General features: G+C 74.4%; 15 protein-coding genes and 1 pseudogene. 2 read left to right on the forward strand and 14 right to left on the reverse strand.

Features of this window, described 5'->3' with window-relative positions; translation table 11 throughout:
- Positions 1 to 83 precede the first annotated feature (83 nt).
- Positions 84 to 1,169, reverse strand: a complete 1,086-nt coding sequence (locus ACIPXC_RS26720; RefSeq protein WP_401623168.1) for a DUF5937 family protein — start codon at positions 1,167 to 1,169, stop codon at positions 84 to 86.
- 100 nt (positions 1,170 to 1,269) lie between these two features.
- Here ACIPXC_RS26720 and ACIPXC_RS26725 point away from each other — a divergent pair, with 100 nt between their 5' ends.
- Positions 1,270 to 2,487, forward strand: a complete 1,218-nt coding sequence (locus ACIPXC_RS26725; protein ID WP_401623171.1) for an MFS transporter — start codon at positions 1,270 to 1,272, stop codon at positions 2,485 to 2,487.
- Positions 2,488 to 2,991: 504 nt separating this feature from the next.
- Here the strand turns inward: ACIPXC_RS26725 and galK are convergent.
- From galK to ACIPXC_RS26745, 4 genes are all read right to left on the reverse strand, one after another.
- Entirely contained in the window at positions 2,992 to 4,155 is a 1,164-nt protein-coding gene (gene galK, locus ACIPXC_RS26730; protein ID WP_401623174.1) for a galactokinase, read from the reverse strand.
- A complete protein-coding gene (galT, locus tag ACIPXC_RS26735) occupies positions 4,152 to 5,240 on the reverse strand; it encodes a galactose-1-phosphate uridylyltransferase (RefSeq protein WP_401623177.1) in 1,089 nt (362 codons plus the stop codon). The genes galK and galT overlap by 4 nt, the downstream gene beginning before the upstream one ends.
- Positions 5,241 to 5,367: 127 nt before the next feature.
- Positions 5,368 to 6,135 carry an NPP1 family protein gene (locus ACIPXC_RS26740; protein ID WP_401623180.1) on the reverse strand — a complete coding sequence of 256 codons (768 nt, stop codon included), beginning with the start codon at positions 6,133 to 6,135 and terminating at the stop codon, positions 5,368 to 5,370.
- 565 nt (positions 6,136 to 6,700) lie between these two features.
- On the reverse strand, positions 6,701 to 7,006 hold the full coding sequence (locus tag ACIPXC_RS26745; RefSeq protein WP_401623296.1) for a hypothetical protein: 306 nt from the start codon (positions 7,004 to 7,006) through the stop codon (positions 6,701 to 6,703).
- Here ACIPXC_RS26745 and ACIPXC_RS26750 point away from each other — a divergent pair.
- On the forward strand, positions 6,927 to 7,268 hold the full coding sequence (locus tag ACIPXC_RS26750; protein WP_401623281.1) for a hypothetical protein: 342 nt from the start codon (positions 6,927 to 6,929) through the stop codon (positions 7,266 to 7,268). The two genes, ACIPXC_RS26745 and ACIPXC_RS26750, sit on opposite strands and share 80 nt — an antisense overlap.
- On the opposite strand, the gene ACIPXC_RS26755 is transcribed toward ACIPXC_RS26750, so the two are convergent.
- The 9 genes and pseudogenes from ACIPXC_RS26755 to ACIPXC_RS26795 all read right to left on the reverse strand — a co-directional run bounded on the left by ACIPXC_RS26755 (position 7,165) and on the right by ACIPXC_RS26795 (position 15,706).
- Positions 7,165 to 8,580 carry an ATP-binding protein gene (locus ACIPXC_RS26755; RefSeq protein ID WP_401623183.1) on the reverse strand — a complete coding sequence of 472 codons (1,416 nt, stop codon included), beginning with the start codon at positions 8,578 to 8,580 and terminating at the stop codon, positions 7,165 to 7,167. The two genes, ACIPXC_RS26750 and ACIPXC_RS26755, sit on opposite strands and share 104 nt — an antisense overlap.
- A complete protein-coding gene (locus ACIPXC_RS26760) occupies positions 8,577 to 9,302 on the reverse strand; it encodes a response regulator transcription factor (protein ID WP_401623186.1) in 726 nt (241 codons plus the stop codon). The genes ACIPXC_RS26755 and ACIPXC_RS26760 overlap by 4 nt, the downstream gene beginning before the upstream one ends.
- A gap of 464 nt (positions 9,303 to 9,766) precedes the next feature.
- On the reverse strand, positions 9,767 to 10,333 hold the full coding sequence (locus ACIPXC_RS26765; RefSeq protein ID WP_401623189.1) for a hypothetical protein: 567 nt from the start codon (positions 10,331 to 10,333) through the stop codon (positions 9,767 to 9,769).
- Between the two features lie 162 nt (positions 10,334 to 10,495).
- A pseudogene (locus ACIPXC_RS26770) lies at positions 10,496 to 10,948 on the reverse strand (cytochrome c biogenesis CcdA family protein); the annotation flags it as partial.
- 79 nt (positions 10,949 to 11,027) lie between these two features.
- Entirely contained in the window at positions 11,028 to 11,792 is a 765-nt protein-coding gene (locus tag ACIPXC_RS26775) for a thioredoxin family protein (RefSeq protein ID WP_401623192.1), read from the reverse strand.
- Between the two features lie 329 nt (positions 11,793 to 12,121).
- Positions 12,122 to 12,679 carry a hypothetical protein gene (locus tag ACIPXC_RS26780; protein ID WP_401623195.1) on the reverse strand — a complete coding sequence of 186 codons (558 nt, stop codon included), beginning with the start codon at positions 12,677 to 12,679 and terminating at the stop codon, positions 12,122 to 12,124.
- A gap of 199 nt (positions 12,680 to 12,878) precedes the next feature.
- Positions 12,879 to 13,763, reverse strand: a complete 885-nt coding sequence (locus ACIPXC_RS26785) for a CAP domain-containing protein (RefSeq protein WP_401623198.1) — start codon at positions 13,761 to 13,763, stop codon at positions 12,879 to 12,881.
- A 320-nt stretch (positions 13,764 to 14,083) separates the two neighbouring features.
- Positions 14,084 to 14,515, reverse strand: a complete 432-nt coding sequence (locus ACIPXC_RS26790) for a VOC family protein (RefSeq protein ID WP_401623201.1) — start codon at positions 14,513 to 14,515, stop codon at positions 14,084 to 14,086.
- 33 nt (positions 14,516 to 14,548) lie between these two features.
- Positions 14,549 to 15,706, reverse strand: a complete 1,158-nt coding sequence (locus ACIPXC_RS26795) for an agmatine deiminase family protein (protein WP_401623204.1) — start codon at positions 15,704 to 15,706, stop codon at positions 14,549 to 14,551.
- Positions 15,707 to 15,986: the final 280 nt, after the last annotated feature.

Genomic DNA, 15,986 nt, shown 5'->3' on the forward strand with positions numbered 1-15,986 from the left:
GGCCGCCGTGACGGCAGGAGCCGTGCGACCCGCACCACCTGCCGGACGCCCGCGCCGACGAGGCCGCCTCGGCGCGGCTCGCCTCAGCGCAGTACGGCCGCCAGCAGGTCGGCGCCCAGAGCCGTGAGGTCGGGCAGGTTGAGGGTGTAGCGGACGTACCGGCCGCGCCGGCGGGCCGTGAGCAGGCCGGCCCGGCGCAGGACGGCGAGGTGACGGGACACCTCCGGGGGCGAGAGCTCCCATGCGTGGGCCAGTTCGCGGGTGGTGTGCGGGCCGCGGGCCAGGGTGCGCAGCAGCCGCAGCCGTACCGGGTGGGCGAGCGCCTCCAGCCGGAGGGTGACCGTCTCCAGCGACACCGGCTCCGACGGACCGGCCTCGGCCACCGGGTACTGCACCACCGGCTGCCAGCCGGGCGCGTGCACCACCGCGAGGTGCGGGCTGCCGAAGACGCTGGGGATGAAGGTGACTCCGGTGCCGTGGGCGGTGGTCGCCGTGTCCGGCAGCTTGTCCACGACGATGCGTCCGCCGTCCGGTGACAGCGAGACCGCGCCGGAGACCGCCGCCAGCGCCGCCCCCGTGCCGTGCCGCCGCAGCAGGTCGTTCTTCACGCGCAGATCGGTCGCGAGCCGTACGGCGACGTCCGCCCAGGCGGCGTCGAAGAAGGCCTCGGCGCACTGTTCGAGGGTGCCGCGCACGCGCGCCCGCACGGCGGCCGGGTCGGCGAGCAGCCGTGCCGCGAAGGCCTCCTGGCGTACGCCGCGGGCCTGCGCCAGGTCCAGGGCGCGCTCCCGCGCGACCGCGTCCGTCAGGGGCGATGGATCCCCGAAGCGGACCCGGTTGCTGCCGCATGTGGTGACGAGTGCCGCTGTCACGTACCTCTCGTCGCCGATCCGGTCCACGTCGTCCAGCTCCTGCGCGAGGGTCGGCCGGGGCCGGGCGGGGAGCAGGAAGTCGGCCTGTGAGGAACGCCAGAGGAAATCCGCCTCGTGCAGGCGCTCGGCCAGCTCCGGCGGCATCCCGGCCCAGACCTCCCGCGCCCGGCCGGCGAACTGTGGATGGTGCCCCGGCTCGGCCAGTACATGCAGCATCGCGGTCAGTTCGGCCAGCGGGGAGGCGGCGAATCGCAGCCGTCCGGACGGCAGGCCGCCGATGTCGATTCTCAACGTCACCCGCCCAAGCATCCCCGACCGGGCCGCCCGCGACGTCACCAGGTTGACGATGTCCGTCAACCCACGTGCCCGGCCCGGCGGTCGACCACACGGTGACGCCATGGAAACCATCACCAAGATCCGGCCCCGCGCCCTCGTCCGCGCCTCGGGCGGTCCCCGCTACGCCGTCGCCCTCGTCGTGGACGCGCTCGGCACCGGCCTGCTGCGGCCGTTCCTGCTGCTCTACGGGGTGATGGTGCTGCAGCTGTCCGCACCCGCCACCGGCATCGCCATGACGGCCGGCATCGTCGTCGGGCTGGTGTGCATGCCCGCGGTGGGCCGATGGCTGGACCGGGGCGCACGCAGCACGGTCGTGGCGGCGTCGATGCTGGTGCGGGCGCTGGGGGTGACCCTGCTGCTGGCCACCCCCGCCGGGCACGTGGGGCCGTTCGCAGCGGCGGCGCTCCTGCTGGGCGTCGGCAACCAGGCCTGGCCCGCCGCCCACGCGGCCCTCGTGGCCACGGTCGCCCACGGCCGGGAACGCGACACCGCCCTCGCAGCGGGCCGCGCCCTGCGCAACGCGGGCCTGGGCATGGGCGCGCTCCTCGCCACCGCCTGCCTGGCGGGCGGTGCCCCGGCCCTGCGGGCGATGGCCGTCGCCACCGGGATCGCCTACCTCACCGCGGCGGCCCTGGCATGGTCGGTGCGCCTGCGGGCGCGTCCGGCCGTCACCCCGGCGGGGGACGGGGACGCGGGGCCCGCACCCCGGATGCGCGGACTGCTCGCGGCCAACGTGGTCTACGTCTTCTGCCTGAACGTCCCCGAGATCGCGCTCCCCCTGGTGCTGGTGACGCAGTTGCACGCCTCCCCGGTGTGGCCCGCGGCCGTCTTCGTCGCCAACACGGTGCTCGTCGTCACCCTGCAGGTGCCGGTCACCGTCCTGATGTCGCGGTTCCCCCGGCGCACCGTGCTGGCCCTCGCCGGCGTGCTCCTCGCCGTGTCCTACCTCGGCTTCCTCGCGGCGACCTCACTGGGCGGCGGCTGGGGCGCCCCGGCCGTCGCCGCGGTGTCGGTCGTCTGCACCCTCGGGGAGATCGTCTACGCCGGCAGTGCCGTGGCGCTGGTCACCGCCCTGGCCCCGGCCCACGCGCTCGGCCGCGTACTCGCCCGCTTCGAGCTCTCCACGGGCTTCGGCCTCGCCGTCTCCCCGGCGGTCATCACCGCTCTCGCACCCCACGGCCCGACCGCCCTCTGGGGCGGCCTGGCCGGTGCGACCCTGCTCTCCGCCTGCGCCGTCGCGGCCGAGAAGGACGGGGACGACCGCCTCGGCCGTCGCTGACGGCCCGCTGCGGCAGCCCGCGCGCGACGGCTCGGGCCAGGAACCGCCTGCCGGTCGAGCCCGGGGCCCGGATGGTCCCCGACACGGTCTCCTGCCGCCCCGGCCGCCCGATGCTGCTCGCCGAACTCTCCTCCGGCTGCTGGGTCGTGGGGCTGCCCGGGAACCCGTACCCGGCCGCCGCCCACACCCTGCTCGGGCCGCTGATCGCGGTCCTCTGCGGCCGGGCCCTCGGCCCGCTGCCGCACGTCCCCGTGACGGGAACCGTACGACCCGGCCCCGGCCCGACCGGGCTGGTCCCCGTCATCCGGGACGGCGCCGGTGCGGCGATGGGCACCGGCCACGGCCACCTCCCTGCGGGGAGCCGCGGTCGCGGACGCCTCGCCGCGATCCCCCGCACCGGACGCCCTCGCCGCGATCCCCCCACCGGACGCCCGGCAGCCCGGCCCTCGTGCTCCTCACCCCCCGAGCGGCACCCTCCCCGGGACGCCGACGACATCGCGTCGGTCAGCCGATGCGACGGGCCCCCGCCGACGCAACGGCCTCCAGCACGGCCGGTGCTCCGAAGCCCGCCGCCGCGAAGGCGTCCGCCACGGCCCGCGCCACGCTCCCGGCCGCCGCGGCCGGGACCAGCGCGATCACGGAGCCGCCGAAACCGCCCCCGGTCATCCGGGCGCCCAGGGCACCGGCGGCCACCGCGGCCGCCACGGCCAGGTCCGTCTCCGGGCAGGAGACCCGGTAGTCGTCCCGGAGGGAAGCGTGCCCCGCCGTCAGCAGCGGCCCCAGCGCGTCCGGCTCGCCCGCCGCCAGAGCGGCGACGGCCCGGCCCACGCGGGCGTTCTCGGTGACCACGTGCCGTACCAGCGGCGCCAGCCCGCCGGGCAGCTCCGCGAGGGCGCCCGCCAGCTCCGCCTCCGAGAGGTCCCGCAGGGCGGGCACGCCCAGCAGCCCCGCCGCCCGCTCGCACCCCGCGCGCAGCGCCGCGTACGCCCCGTCGGCGAGGTCGTGCGCGACACCGGTGTCCAGCACCAGCAGGCGCAGCCCGTGCCCGGTGAGGTCGAAGGGGACCTGCCGGACCTCCAGGCTGCGGCTGTCGAGGTGCAGGGCGGCGCCCTCGGCGCAGCAGACCGACGCCATCTGGTCCATGACCCCGCAGGGCACGCCCGCGAAGGCGTTCTCGGCGTACTGCGCCACGCGCGCCAGCTCCGGCCGTGACAGCCGCAGCGCGTACAGCTCGTCGTACGCGACGGCCACCGCGCACTCCAGGGCCGCGGAGGAGGACAGACCGGCGCCGATGGGCACCGTGCTGTCCAGGTGCACGTCGGCGCCGCCGACGGGCAGACCCCGGTCCCGCAGCGCCCAGACCACCCCCGCGGGGTAGCGGGCCCAGCCGGTGACCGCGCCGGGGGCGAGATCCGCCACCGCGAGCTCGACGATCACGCCGTCGCCCCGGGCGCTGTGCAGGCGCAGCAGCCCGTCCTCGCGGCGGCGGGCGGCCAGCACGGTGGTCTGCGGCAACGCCATCGGCAGGGCGAAGCCGTCGTTGTAGTCGGTGTGTTCGCCGATCAGGTTGACCCGGCCCGGGGCCGCCCAGACCCCGTCGGGCGCGCGGCCGTGGATCCGCGCGAACTCCCGGCGTACGGTGGCGGCTTCGGCCGTGGCGCCGCTCACGCGGCCTCCCGCAGCCGCCGGGCCGCCGCCTCGGGTGCGACGTCGTTCATGAAGGCGTCCATGCCGGCTTCGGTCCCGGCCGTGTACTTGAGCTTGTCGGCGGTCCGCCGGATCGTGAACAGCTCCAGGTGCAGGGCGAGTTCCTCACCCCCGGCGAGCGGCGCCTGGTGCCAGGCCGCGATGTAGGGGGTGGGCTCCGCCCGCCCGAAGAGCCGGTCGAAGCGGCGCAGCAGGTCCAGGTACAGGCCGGGGAACTCGGCGCGCTCCGCCTCACCGAGCCGGGTCAGGTCGGGGACCCGGCGGTGCGGGTACAGGTGGACCTCGTACGGCCAGCGCGCGGCGTACGGGACGAAGGCCGTCCAGTGCTCCCCGGTGAGGACCACGCGTTCGGTGGCCCCGCGGGCCTCTTCGAGGACGTCCTCGAAGAGGTTGCGCCCGGTGCGGGTGCGGTGCGCGGCCGCGGCGGCGATGTGCTTGGCGGTGCGCGGGGTGACGGTGGAGAAGGCGTAGATCTGGCCGTGCGGGTGGGCCAGCGTCACGCCGATCTCCGCGCCGCGGTTCTCGAAGCAGTACACCTGTCGCACGCCGGGGCGGGCGGACAGTTCGGCGGTGCGGTCGGTCCAGGCGTCCAGGACCAGCCGGGCCCGCTGCGGGCCGAGACCGGCGAACGCCGCGTCGTGCTCCGGGGTGAAGCACACCACCTCGCAGCGGCCGGCCTCGCCGGCCAGGGACGGGAAGCGGTTCTCGAAGACGGCCACCTCGTAGTCGTCGGCCGGGATCTCGCCGGTCCGGCCGTCCCGCGACGGGCAGAGCGGGCAGGCGTCCGCCGGCGGGTGGTGGGTACGGGACTGCCGGTGCGCGGCGATGGTGACCCAGTCGCCGGTGGTCGGGTCCCGGCGCAGCTCCGGGGCGCTCTCGACCCGGTCCGGCGGGCGCCGGTCCTCGGCACCGCGGTCCCGGCCGGGGCCGCTGTCGTAGTAGATGAGCTCGCGGCCGTCCGCGAGTTCGGTGACGGTCCTGTGCACGGGCACGTCCTCGCCTGTCTCGTCGGGGTGACGGCCGGGGCCGACGCGTCCCGCGATCATACGGCCGTCCCGGGGAGCGAGGATTCCGGAGGCCGGCCGCCCCGTGCGGTGACGACCGGCCGCCCCGTGCGGTGACGACCGGCCGCCCCGTGCGGGGACGGCCGGCCGCTCCAGGTGTCGGTCGCCGCTACACGTACGGGTCGAAGGGGATGCCCGCCGGTTTGGCCTTCGCCAGGTGGGAGGCGAAGGAGGCGTCCTTCAGGCCGAAGTGCGCGCTGCCGAAGTCGGCCTGGCTGAGCTTGTCCCGGAGCGTCGCCGGGTATCCCGACCAGCCGACCAGCGTGGGGTACTGCCAGGTGCCGCGGTGGTTCTCCGGCGGTTCGTCGTTGGTGTTCGCCGCACGGAAGCAGTGCGTGCCGATGCCGTCCTTGTGATAGACGATCTTGGGGTGGGTGCCGTCCCAGCGGATCCGGTCGCGCGCGTGGACCGCGAAGTCGCCGTGAGCGGACGTGGCGACGTACTTCGCCTCGTCGCCCTGGATCCACACCACCACGTGCTCCCAGTCGTGGCGGTGGCCCCCGAGGCTGATGCCGGGGATCGCCTGGTCCTTCTCGAAGTAGAGCGCGTAGAGCACGGCGCACCAGCCGTTGTTGCACTTCCAGCGCGAGTACCCGTTGGTGTTGGCGAGGTCCGAGGCGTCCCGGCAGTTGCCGTTGAGCGCCCCGGTGGGCTTGAGCCCGCCGTTCACTTCCCCGGTGGGACCGATGGCGGGTGTCGGGTAGCAGCCGTCGGTGTCGTAGTCGTAGGCGGGCTGGAAGGTCCGCTCGATCGCCTCTGCCTGGCCGGGCAGCGCCGGGGGCGGAGCCGCGAAGGCCACCTGGGGGACGCCGATGACGAGCGCGAGGGCGGCGCCGACGACGACGAGGGATCTCCGGACGTGACGGTCGGTCCGCACAACGGGCCTCCTGGCCGGTCGGGTTCGGGGGTCGCGGGCCGATGAAGGGCACCGTCGACCGGGACACCCGGAGCATCATTCGCGAACCGGCTCGGCACGGCAAGGGGCCGCGCAGCTTCTGCTGCATCCGCGCGTGCTCGAACTGCCCCTCAGAGCAGGAGAGTTGATGATATGTCAGAAATGGCGCCGCGCCGGTCGGCCGGCAGCGTTCCGGCGCCGGGCGGCCGGGAACGGATCCCCGTACGCGCGAAAGGCCCGCCCCCCGTGTGCAGGGGGCGGGCCGGTCCTCGGCCGGGCGTCGTCAGAGGGTCACAGGCCGACCGTGTTCATCAGGATGATGGCCGCCAGGTTCAGGAGGATGACCGTGACGACGATGCCGATCGTGATCCAGGCCTTGCGCGACTCGTCCATGGGCGCGGGTCACCTCCCGACGGGGACGCGCCGCCGCGCGGCGCTCCGCCGGCCGGTCGGCGTTCCGTCCGGCCTCCTCCCATGCTGACCCCACGGCGCGCGGTGCGCAGGTCGGCCGCCCGCCCCCGCCCCGCCGCCCCGCGGACCCGTTCCGTCAGGCCACCCAGGCGGCCGTCATGCCGAGCACGGCCGCGCCGTCCTGGTCCGTCAGCTTGGTCCCGGTGAAGTCGCGGGCCCACGGGGAGGTCTGGATGCGGAAGGCGGGACGGTCGGCGGTCAGCGCCTCCACGACGGCCTCGGCCGCGCCGGCCGGGGTCTGGGCCGCGCCCTCCGTGAACGGGAACAGCACCCTGCTCAGCCGCAGCCAGGTCTCCCGGGTGGTGGACGCCCTGCAGAACCGCGGGCTGGTGACGCGTACGCCGTCGGCGCGCGACGCGCGTTCGGTGGAGGTCGCCCTCACCCGGCCGGACGCGCCCTCTTCGCCGCCGCCGACACCACGCGGCGCGCGGCCCTGGCGCCGGTCTTCACCGACCGCCTCGACACCGATGACCTTGAGGCCCTCGGCCGGGTGTGGCGCAAGCTCAAGGCGGCGAAGGCCGCACAGGCCGCACAGGCCGACTAGCGGCCGCGCGTCCAGGCCGGGCGGCGGCGGGAGGCCGTACGGGGGCGGCGCAGTCTGCGGCCGGACGGGGCCGAGGGGGCCAGCGCGAACGTCACGGTGATGCGTGCGCCGCCCAGCGGGCCCCGGGCGATCCGCATCGAGCCGCCCGTGGCGGTCGCCGCACGCTGCGCGATGTCCAGACCCAGTCCGGTGGACCCGGTGCTGCTCCCGCGGGACAGGGCCCGGTCCGGATCGGGGATGCCGGGACCGCCGTCCTCCACGACCAGCTCCACCGCCTGGGCCGTGCGCACGACCTGGACGCCGAGAGGGGTGCCCGGCGCGGTGTGCCGGAAGATGTTGCCGATCAGCGCGTCCACCACGGCGGCGATGTCGTCGTCGGAGAGGCTGACGGTCGTCGGCTCCTGCGTCAGATCCAGGGTGCAGGACCGGTTCTGCTGTTCCGCGAGGACCGTCCAGAAGGCGGTGCGGCGGCTTACGACGTCGGCCGCCTCGCAGCGCGGACCGGAGGCCCCCGCACCGGCGGTGGTGTGGCCCGCGGCGGGTTCCGTACCGAGCAGGCCCTGGCCCATGGGGCCCACGGCGAGCGGGGTGCGCGCCGCGGCGATGATGGCCTGGAGCTCCGTCTCCAGCTCGCCGACCGCCGCCTCGACCCTGGCCGACTCCGGTGTGCCGGCCATCCGTTCCGACGCGAGGTGCAGTGCGGTCAGCGGGGTCCGCAACCGGTGGGACAGGTCGGCGACGAGTTCGCGTTCGACCGCGAGCAGCTCCGTCATGCGGTGCGCCATCGCGTTGAAGGCGAGGCCCGCGTCCCGCAGCTCCTTGGGGCCCATGGGGTCCACGCGGGTGTCCAGATCGCCCCGGCCCAGCGCGTGCGACGCCTGCGCCAGCCGCTTCGAGGACCGGACGACCTTGGCGCCGAGGCGGTCGGCGACCAGGACGGAACCGCCGACCAGCCCCACCGCGAGGAAGAACATCACCGCCCACGATTCCTTGACCCCGCGGGTCAGTTCCGCCTCGGGGACGAAGTTCTCGATGACGGCGACCCGGTCGCCGGGGAGCACCACCGGCTGGAGGCAGATCCAGCCGGTGGGGATTTCCTGGGAGATGGACTCGCGCCCCTGCTGGGCCCGTTGCAGCAGTGCGGCGGGCGCCTTCGAGGTGCCGAGGGCTCCGGAGCCCGGCAGGTGCACGACCAGGTGGTCGGCCGCGTCAAGGCTCGCCGCGGACTCCCGCAGCGCGTTCGGGTCCGTGGTGAGGGTGAGGACGGGCGCCAGGGCGGCGGCGCGCTGTTCGGCCGCGTTGACGCCCTGCTCCTTGACCAGCGACAGCACCAGCGCGGCCAGCGGTATGAGGAAGGAGAGGGCGACCATGGAGGTCACGGCGAGGGCCACTCCGGCCAGGGAGCGCCTCACCGCGGGGCCACCAGTTTGATGCCGACGCCGCGGACGGTCAGCAGATAGCGCGGGGCGGCGGCGCGTTCGCCGAGCTTGCGCCGCAGCGAGGACAGGTGCACGTCGACGGTCTGGTCGTCCACGTACGGCTCCCGCCAGACCTCGGTCAGCAGCCGTCGCTTGGAGACGACCTGCCCCGAGTGGTGGGCGAGGAAGGCCAGCAGGTCGAACTCCCGGCGGGTGAGGCGCAGCTCCCGCCCGGCCAGGTACGCGGTGCGCGCACCCGGGTCCACCGCCAGCTCGCCCACGACGGTGGCCCGCAAGGGCTCGGCCGCCGCCGCGACCGGTGCCCCCGCGGCGGTGGCCCCGGCGGGCGGGACGTGGCTGGTGCGCCGCAGGACGGCGGACAGGCGAGCGACGAGCTGACCGCCGGAGAAGGGCTTGACCAGGTAGTCGTCCGCGCCCGCGTTGAGGATCTTGATGATCTCCGACTCGTCGTCACGTGCCGTGGCCACCAGTACGGGCACGGAGGATATGCCCCGGATCATGCGCAGGGCGTCCCCTCCGTCCAGATCGGGCAGCCCGAGGTCGAGGACCACGGCGTCGACCGGCGTCTGGGTGACCTCGCGCAGCGCGCCGAACCCGTCGGCGGCGCTGCGTACGGCATACCCGTGTTCCGTCAGGACCTCGATCAGTGACTGGCGGATGCTGGGGTCGTCTTCCACGACCAGGACGCTCGGCATGCGGACACCTTAGGGGCTCGGCCGACCGGGGCTCACCACCAGTACTGCGGGTGGTGGGTGCCGGTGCGGCGGGCGCGGGACGGGGCGCAGCCCGCGAGGCGCGGCAGGGGGTGGGCGGGGCCTCGGACGGGCGGGGACGGTCCCGTTCGGGGACGGTTCCGTTCGGGGGCGATCCGGTCGGTGCTCAAGGGGAGCGCGGTCTTCGGGGGCAGGGCCGGCGGGCGGGCGTCCGTCCGGCGGTGAGCGGCGGGAGGGGCGGGCCGAGCGCCTCGGCTGCCCCGCAACGGGTGGGTCGGCGTCGGCGGGTCCCGGGGTGCGGTGGCCCGGGGGTGCTGTGGCCCGGGGGTGGGGCGGCCCCGGGGGTGCGGCGGTCCGGGGTGGGGGCGTCCGCGAAAGCCCCGGATCGTGCGAACCCTCCCGAACCGGGTGGTCGCCGGATCGGTACGCCCCGGCCCGGTCCGCCGTCAGGACGCTTCGAACGTCGGCCCGTCGCCGGTGATGCGCAGCCGAACCGGGCGGTCGGACACCGGAATGGTGCAGCCGTCCCGAGTGCTGCAGCTCGCGTAGCCGACCAGCACCGTCGCGTCCCCGTTCCCGTCGGCGCGGACGGGCAACGTCGTGGTGACCGGGCCGTCGGGGTAGACGGGGACCTGGGCGTCCACACCGGGCACACTGATCGACTTCACCTCCGAGGCCGCCTTCAGCGCGCCCCGGGCCCTGAGCGCCCCGGTGACCGCCACGGTGGTCGGCCGGCCGACCCCCTCGATGCCGGTGGCCGGCAGTTCGGTGCTGTAGAGGTGGAAGCCCTTCGCCTCGGGCGTGAAGACGGCGGTGAGGGTGCCCCCCGAGTCCTTCCAGTCGGTCACCGACAGGGTGACGGTGACGCCGTTCTCGGAGAAGCGCGTCGTGGGAGCGGAGCCGGCGGCGTCCGGGGCGGGCTGCCCTCCGCACGCCGACAGTGCGGCCAGGGAGAGGAGGGCGACCGTGGCTCGGGCCTTGCGGGAGTTCCTCACCTGCGTGGAAACGTTCATCTGTGCCTCTGTGGTGCGTGTCGCGTGCGCGCTTGCGCGCGTCACACGATCGGGTCGGATCGGTCGTGGTTCTCGGGGCGAACGGGGTCAAGCGGGTGAGCTGGGTGAGCTGGGTGAGCTGGGTGAGTCGGATGCGTCGGGTGCGTCGGGTGAACGGCCGGGCTAGAAGGCGGTGGTGAAGTTCGCGCTCCACAACTGCAGGCTGTAGACCATGTCGTTCCACACGCCGGTGGCCAGCAGCAGACCGACCAGTACGAGCGTCCCCCCGCCGGTCCGCAGGACCCACGGGTAGTGACGCTTGACCAGCCCGAAGGCGCCCAGCGCCCGGCGGAAGGCCAGCGCGGCCAGGACGAACGGCAACCCCAGCCCCAGACAGTACGCGGCCATCAACAGGGCCCCGCGGACCGCGCTCGCCTCGGTCCGGGTCAGCGCCTGTACGGCGGCCGGCGTCGGCCCGATGCACGGGGTCCAGCCGACCGCGAACACCGCTCCGAGGGCGGGGGCTCCGGCGAGGCCCAGGGCGGGACACCGGTGGCTGCGGAACTTCCGCCGGGTGAAGCCCGGCAGGAACCCCATGAAGGACAGCCCCATGAGCACGGTGAGGACACCGAGCACCCAGGGCGGGAGGGAAGCGGAGCAGGAGTTCGCCGTCCGGGTCGGCACCGGCCAGGGCGGACGTCCGGTACCGGTCCTCTCATGAGGCCCACGTGCGCAGGAAGGCGTTGATGCCCTCCGCGGTCAGCGACGGGTTGCCCATGACGTGGGTGTCGGTCCGCACCGTGCCCGACGGCGAGACCACGACCAGGACGGGCATCGTGTAGGTGCCGCCCGAGGGGCTGTACTTGCGCAGGAGCGCGGAGTTGGCGGAGCTGTTCCCACCGATGTCCACCTTGACCAGGTGGTACGAGGCCCCGAGGATTCTGGCGGTCTGCGACTGCGCGAACACCTTGTCGGCGGCCTTGCAGTTGCCGCACCAGTTCGCTCCGAAGTCGAGCAGGACCATCCGCCCGTCCGCCTTGGCCGCCCGCAGCGCAGCGTCGATCTGCTTCTGCGCGTCGGCGGAGCTGTCGTAGCCGGGGCCGGGGACCTTGGCCGGCGCGGGTGCGGCGGACGTACGGGCCGGCTTGGCGGAGCCGCCGCCGGACGAGGCGGAACCGGACGGTGCCCGCGAAGCGGTCGGTGAGGCGGAGGCCGGGGCGGACGCGGACGCGGTGGGCGAGGCCGATGGCGTCGGGGAGGTCTCGGCGCTGGGCGTCGCGGACTGCGGGTCGGAGAGGGCCTGCGCGGACTGGCCGGCGGTGGCCGCGGCTGCGGAGCCGGCGGGCTCGGAGGACGGCCCGCAGGCCGCGGTCAGGCCCGCGGCGACGACGGCTGCGGCGACCAGCGGCAGCCGCCTTCCCAGGGGCGCGGCGGAGCGGGGCGACGTCGTACGGCGGTCGGCGCGGACGGGTCGGAGCATGTGAGAACTCATGGCGGAGACACCCCAAGGCACGGTACGGACTGCGGGACGGGCGGGAAGCCCCCCGGCTCGGTGAAGACGGCGGCCCGACGCTGCTCCCGGGCGTCTCGCCCCGGAGCCGAGGGCTGCTCGGCTGACGTGAGCATAGGACCGCTCGGCGCCCGCGGAACCATGTCGGGGCGATCTTGAGCTTGCCCTAAGGAAGAGCTCACCTTCCGCTTCGCCGGGCTCCGGCCGACGGGCGCCCACAAGGTGGCGATCGCCGCGAAGGGGGCGAGAGGGGTGAGAGGTGCGAGCGGGACAGAACGCCCGCTCCGGCCGGCCCGGCCTCAGAAGGACGATTCGCGGACGCTGGCCTTCGCGGTCGGATCGATCGTCGCCGTGACGACCGATGTGTGGTCGGAACTCGTGAAGGTGACGGTGAGGGTGCTGTCCGAGGTCTGCGAGGTGGTGGTCTTGAAGCCGCGGCCGGGGACCGCGGAAATCAGGCACACGCCCCGGCTTCCGTACCGCACCGTCACCTTTCCGCCCTGAGCGGGGACGGTGTACAGACCTGCCCCGCCCTGCTCGCAGTCGACCTTCCTCGGGGCGGCGGTCCTGGGTGCGGCCGACGTGGCCTTGGCCGGCGTGGGGGCGGCCGTCGTGGGGGAGGGGCTCTGCGAGGCCGTGGGGGAGGGGCTGGCGGACGCGGTCGGGGACGGTGTGTCCGCGGGCGGGCTGCCCGCCTGCCAGGCGGGAGGAGTGTCGATGACCGTCGGGGCGGATCGTGCGACCGGCGGCGTATGCCGGGTCGTGCCGACCACGAACTGGACCGTAGCGAGCACGGCGGTCACGCTGGCGGCCGTGCAGGACAGCCATATGAGCAGGTAGCGCGGAGTTCGGGGCACGGCCCCATAGTCTCCGACGCTCCGGCCGCTCTGTCACCGGCTCCCCCTGAAAAGCTCCGGACCGGTGTGCGGAGCCGCAGGTGAACGTGAACGCCGACGTCCTCCCACCCGGGTACGGGTGGGAGGACGTGGCTGTGGGGGGTGGTTCAGGGGTGAGCAGGGGCGTTCGCCCGGTAAGTCCCTTGTGTGCGGGGGGAGGTTACCTCGGGGCGCCGAAGTTCTGCGTCCACCACGGGCCGCCGTCGCCCTTGTGGACGCCGATGCCGATCTCCTTGAAGGCGCAGTTGAGGATGTTGGCACGGTGGCCGGAGCTGTTCATCCACGCCTTCATGACGGCGTTCGCGTCGGCCTGCCCGCGGGCTATGTTCTCGCCTAGGTTGGACCACTTGTAGCCGGCGGCCTCCACCCGGCTGGTCATGGTGGACCCGTCCGGCCCCGTGTGCGACATGACGCCGGCGCGGGCCATGGTGTCGCTGTACCCGCGTGCGGCGGCGCTCAGCTTGGCGTTGGAGGCCACGGGGCCGCACCCGGCGGCCGCCCGCTCCTTGTTGACCAGGGCGAGCACCGCGGACTCGGCGTCGCCGTCGACGGTGCCGCCGCCCCCGCCCGTGCTGCCGCCTCCGCCCGTGCTGCCGCCGCCGGTGCTCCCACCGCCCCCGCCGCCCCCGCCCGTGCTGCCGGAGCCGCCGCCCGTGGTGGTGGCGGGCTTGCGCGTGGGCTTCGCGGCGGGGGAGGGCTCCGACTTGGTCTCGGCGCCCTGCGCCGTCGCGGGGTCCGTGGGGGTGGCGGACGCCGAGGCGGAGGCGGAGGCGTCGGGCGTCGGGGAGGCACTGGCGCTCGCGGTGGCCGGGGCGTCGGTGGTGGGCGAGGCGGTGTCGGGGGTGGGAGTCGCCGTCCCGGAGGACGTTCCGGCGGCGTCGGTACGCCGGTCGGTACGCGCGTCATCGCCGGAGTCGGCCACCGCGACCCCCACCGCCACCACCGCGGCGGCCGTGGTGACGGACAGCACGATGCGCGTACGCATCGTCTTCTTCCGCCGGGCCTCGACGCGGGTCTGCGTTTCGGGAGTTCGGCTGCGGCTCATGCCGGTAACACCTCGCAAGAGAAGGGGAGGAGGGGAGTCCGCCTGAGCCTAGGCCGGTGACCAGCGAAAAGATCCCCCTGGAGGTGTTCTTCACGTTCCCTTAAGGAAGCCCGCAGGGTCAACACAGGAACGAGTCGGGCAATCGGCCCAACTGGGCCTGGCGCCACGGGAGGTGACCGTCCCGGCGGAGGTGCGCCGACACCGCCGAGGAGGCCAGGACCCTGTCCGTGGAACTCCGCATCCGGCACAGGGAAGCGCCCCGCGACCGGTGTTGCCGTCCCGGGGTGCGCAGGTGATTCCCTGCCCGTTCCGCTCTCCCGTCAACCCTCGAAGTCGGGCAGGACGAGGGAGCCGTCCTCGGTCAGGGTGAAGCCGGAGTTGTGGGCGATCTCCCAGGCGTGGCCGTCGGGGTCGGTGAAGACGCCGGAGTAGAAGCCGATCGCGTTGACGGCGGCCGGCCGGGTGACGGTCCCTCCGGCCGCCGCTGCCGCGTCGAGGAGGACGTCCACCTCGGCGTCGGTGCGTACGTTGTGGGCGAGCGCGATGCCGCCGAAGCCGGCCGGTGGCGCGTCGGGAAGGCCGCAGTCCGCGGCCAGTTTCCCGCGGTCCCAGAGGACCAGTACCAGACCGCCGGCCTGGTGGAAGACCGTCTCCTCGACCTCGGTGCCGCGCCAGCCGAGCGCCGCGTAGAAGCTCTTGGCGCGGGCGAGGTCCGCCACCCCCAGGGTGACCAGGCTGATCCGCTGTTCCATACCGCCACCGTAACGGCCGGGCGGGGGATCCGCTCAGGCGGCGGGCTCGCCCGGCTGGTCGTGGGTCGAGCAGTGGATGCCGCCGCCGCCCGAGGCGATCGTGTCGATGACGACCGGCACGACATCCCGCCCGGGGAAGTGCTCCCGGAGGATGCCGCGGGCCCGGTCGTCGGCCTTGCGATCGCCGAACTCCGGCATGAAGACCGCATCGTTGGCGATGTAGAAGTTGGCGTAGGTCGACACGAAGTCGTCGCCCTCGCCCGTGATCCTGTTCAGGTCGGGCTGTGGCAGGTCGATGACCTCGAATCGCCGCCCGCGGGCGTCGGTCGCCTTCGACAGGACGGACTTCGCCTGGTCGGCGGAGCGGGACCAGGAGTCGGCCGGGGTGCTGGGGTGGGCGCGGTCCAGCAGCACGACACCGGGGGCGGTGAACCGCACCAGGCTGTCCACGTGGGCGTCGGTGATGTCCTCACCGCGCACGCCGGCCAGCCAGACGACCTTCTCGACGCCCAGGGTCTGCTTGAGCTCAGCCTCGATCGTGTCCCGGTTCTTGCCCCGGTTGCGGTTGTCGTTGACGATCGAGCTCTCGGTGACCAGCAGGGTCCCCTCGCCGTCCGTCTCGAAGGAGCCGCCCTCGGCGACCAGCGGGGCCTGGACCCGGGGGATCCCGTACCTCTGGCCCACGGCCCGGGCGACGGCTCCGTCGTTGCCGTGCTCCTGCTTGTTTCCCCATCCGTTGAAGTTGAAGTCGACGCCGACGACCTTGCCTGCCTCCTCGACGAAGACGGGGACGGTGTCACGGGCCCACAGGTCGTCCACCGCGAGCGGGATGACTTCGACGTCGTTGCCGCAGGCCCGCTGGGCCGCCGCCACCTGGTCGGGCCGGGCCATCATCACGACGGCCTCGTACTGCCCGACCGCCCGGGCGATCCGTGCGATGTCCTCGCGGACGTGGCGCAGGTCCTCCTCCCACACTCCGGCGGCCAGGGCCGGCCAGGCCATGAAGGTGCGGGTGTGGCTCTCCCACTCGGCGCCGAGGCGGCGTCCGTCGGCCGCGGGGGCGGACCCCTTCGTGGCCTCCGGCTGTACGCCGGTGGCGGACGGGCCGCAGGCCGAGGTGCCGGCGACGATCGCGCCGATTCCGGCGAGGGTGCGAAGGACGGTCCGGCGGGCGGGGGGAAGGAAGGGCACGGGGAACTCCGATCGTGGGCCGGCGCAAGGGGTGCATCCGGCCAGGGCGGGCGCGAGGTGTCACGAAAGCTGACAAACCGGTCTTTGTGGACAAGAGTGCGCGCTCCATGCCGCGAACGGCCGCTGTGGGGAGGGAGAAGGGATGCGACCTCGTGTCGCCACTGTGACACTGACTGGAAATTCAGTCAATCCGAGGGGAAGGGGAGTGCAGCCGGCTCGATTCCGCTCCGATGGCCTCGCGCACCGGGTCGCGGGCGTGCCGGAGGGGGCGCAGGGCCCT

Source organism: Streptomyces sp. NPDC090021 (genome assembly GCF_044748225.1).
Lineage (GTDB): Bacteria > Actinomycetota > Actinomycetes > Streptomycetales > Streptomycetaceae > Streptomyces.

What these genes read in the sequence shown, in the direction of transcription:
- ACIPXC_RS26725 (WP_401623171.1), top strand. Translation starts at nt 1,270, where the DNA reads ATGGAAACCATCACCAAGATCCGGCCCCGCGCCCTCGTCCGCGCCTCG.
- galT (WP_401623177.1), bottom strand. Translation starts at nt 5,240, where the DNA reads ATGATCGCGGGACGCGTCGGCCCCGGCCGTCACCCCGACGAGACAGGC.
- ACIPXC_RS26760 (WP_401623186.1), bottom strand. Translation starts at nt 9,302, where the DNA reads ATGCCGAGCGTCCTGGTCGTGGAAGACGACCCCAGCATCCGCCAGTCA.
- ACIPXC_RS26765 (WP_401623189.1), bottom strand. Translation starts at nt 10,333, where the DNA reads ATGAACGTTTCCACGCAGGTGAGGAACTCCCGCAAGGCCCGAGCCACG.
- ACIPXC_RS26775 (WP_401623192.1), bottom strand. Translation starts at nt 11,792, where the DNA reads ATGCTCCGACCCGTCCGCGCCGACCGCCGTACGACGTCGCCCCGCTCC.
- ACIPXC_RS26785 (WP_401623198.1), bottom strand. Translation starts at nt 13,763, where the DNA reads ATGAGCCGCAGCCGAACTCCCGAAACGCAGACCCGCGTCGAGGCCCGG.
- ACIPXC_RS26790 (WP_401623201.1), bottom strand. Translation starts at nt 14,515, where the DNA reads ATGGAACAGCGGATCAGCCTGGTCACCCTGGGGGTGGCGGACCTCGCC.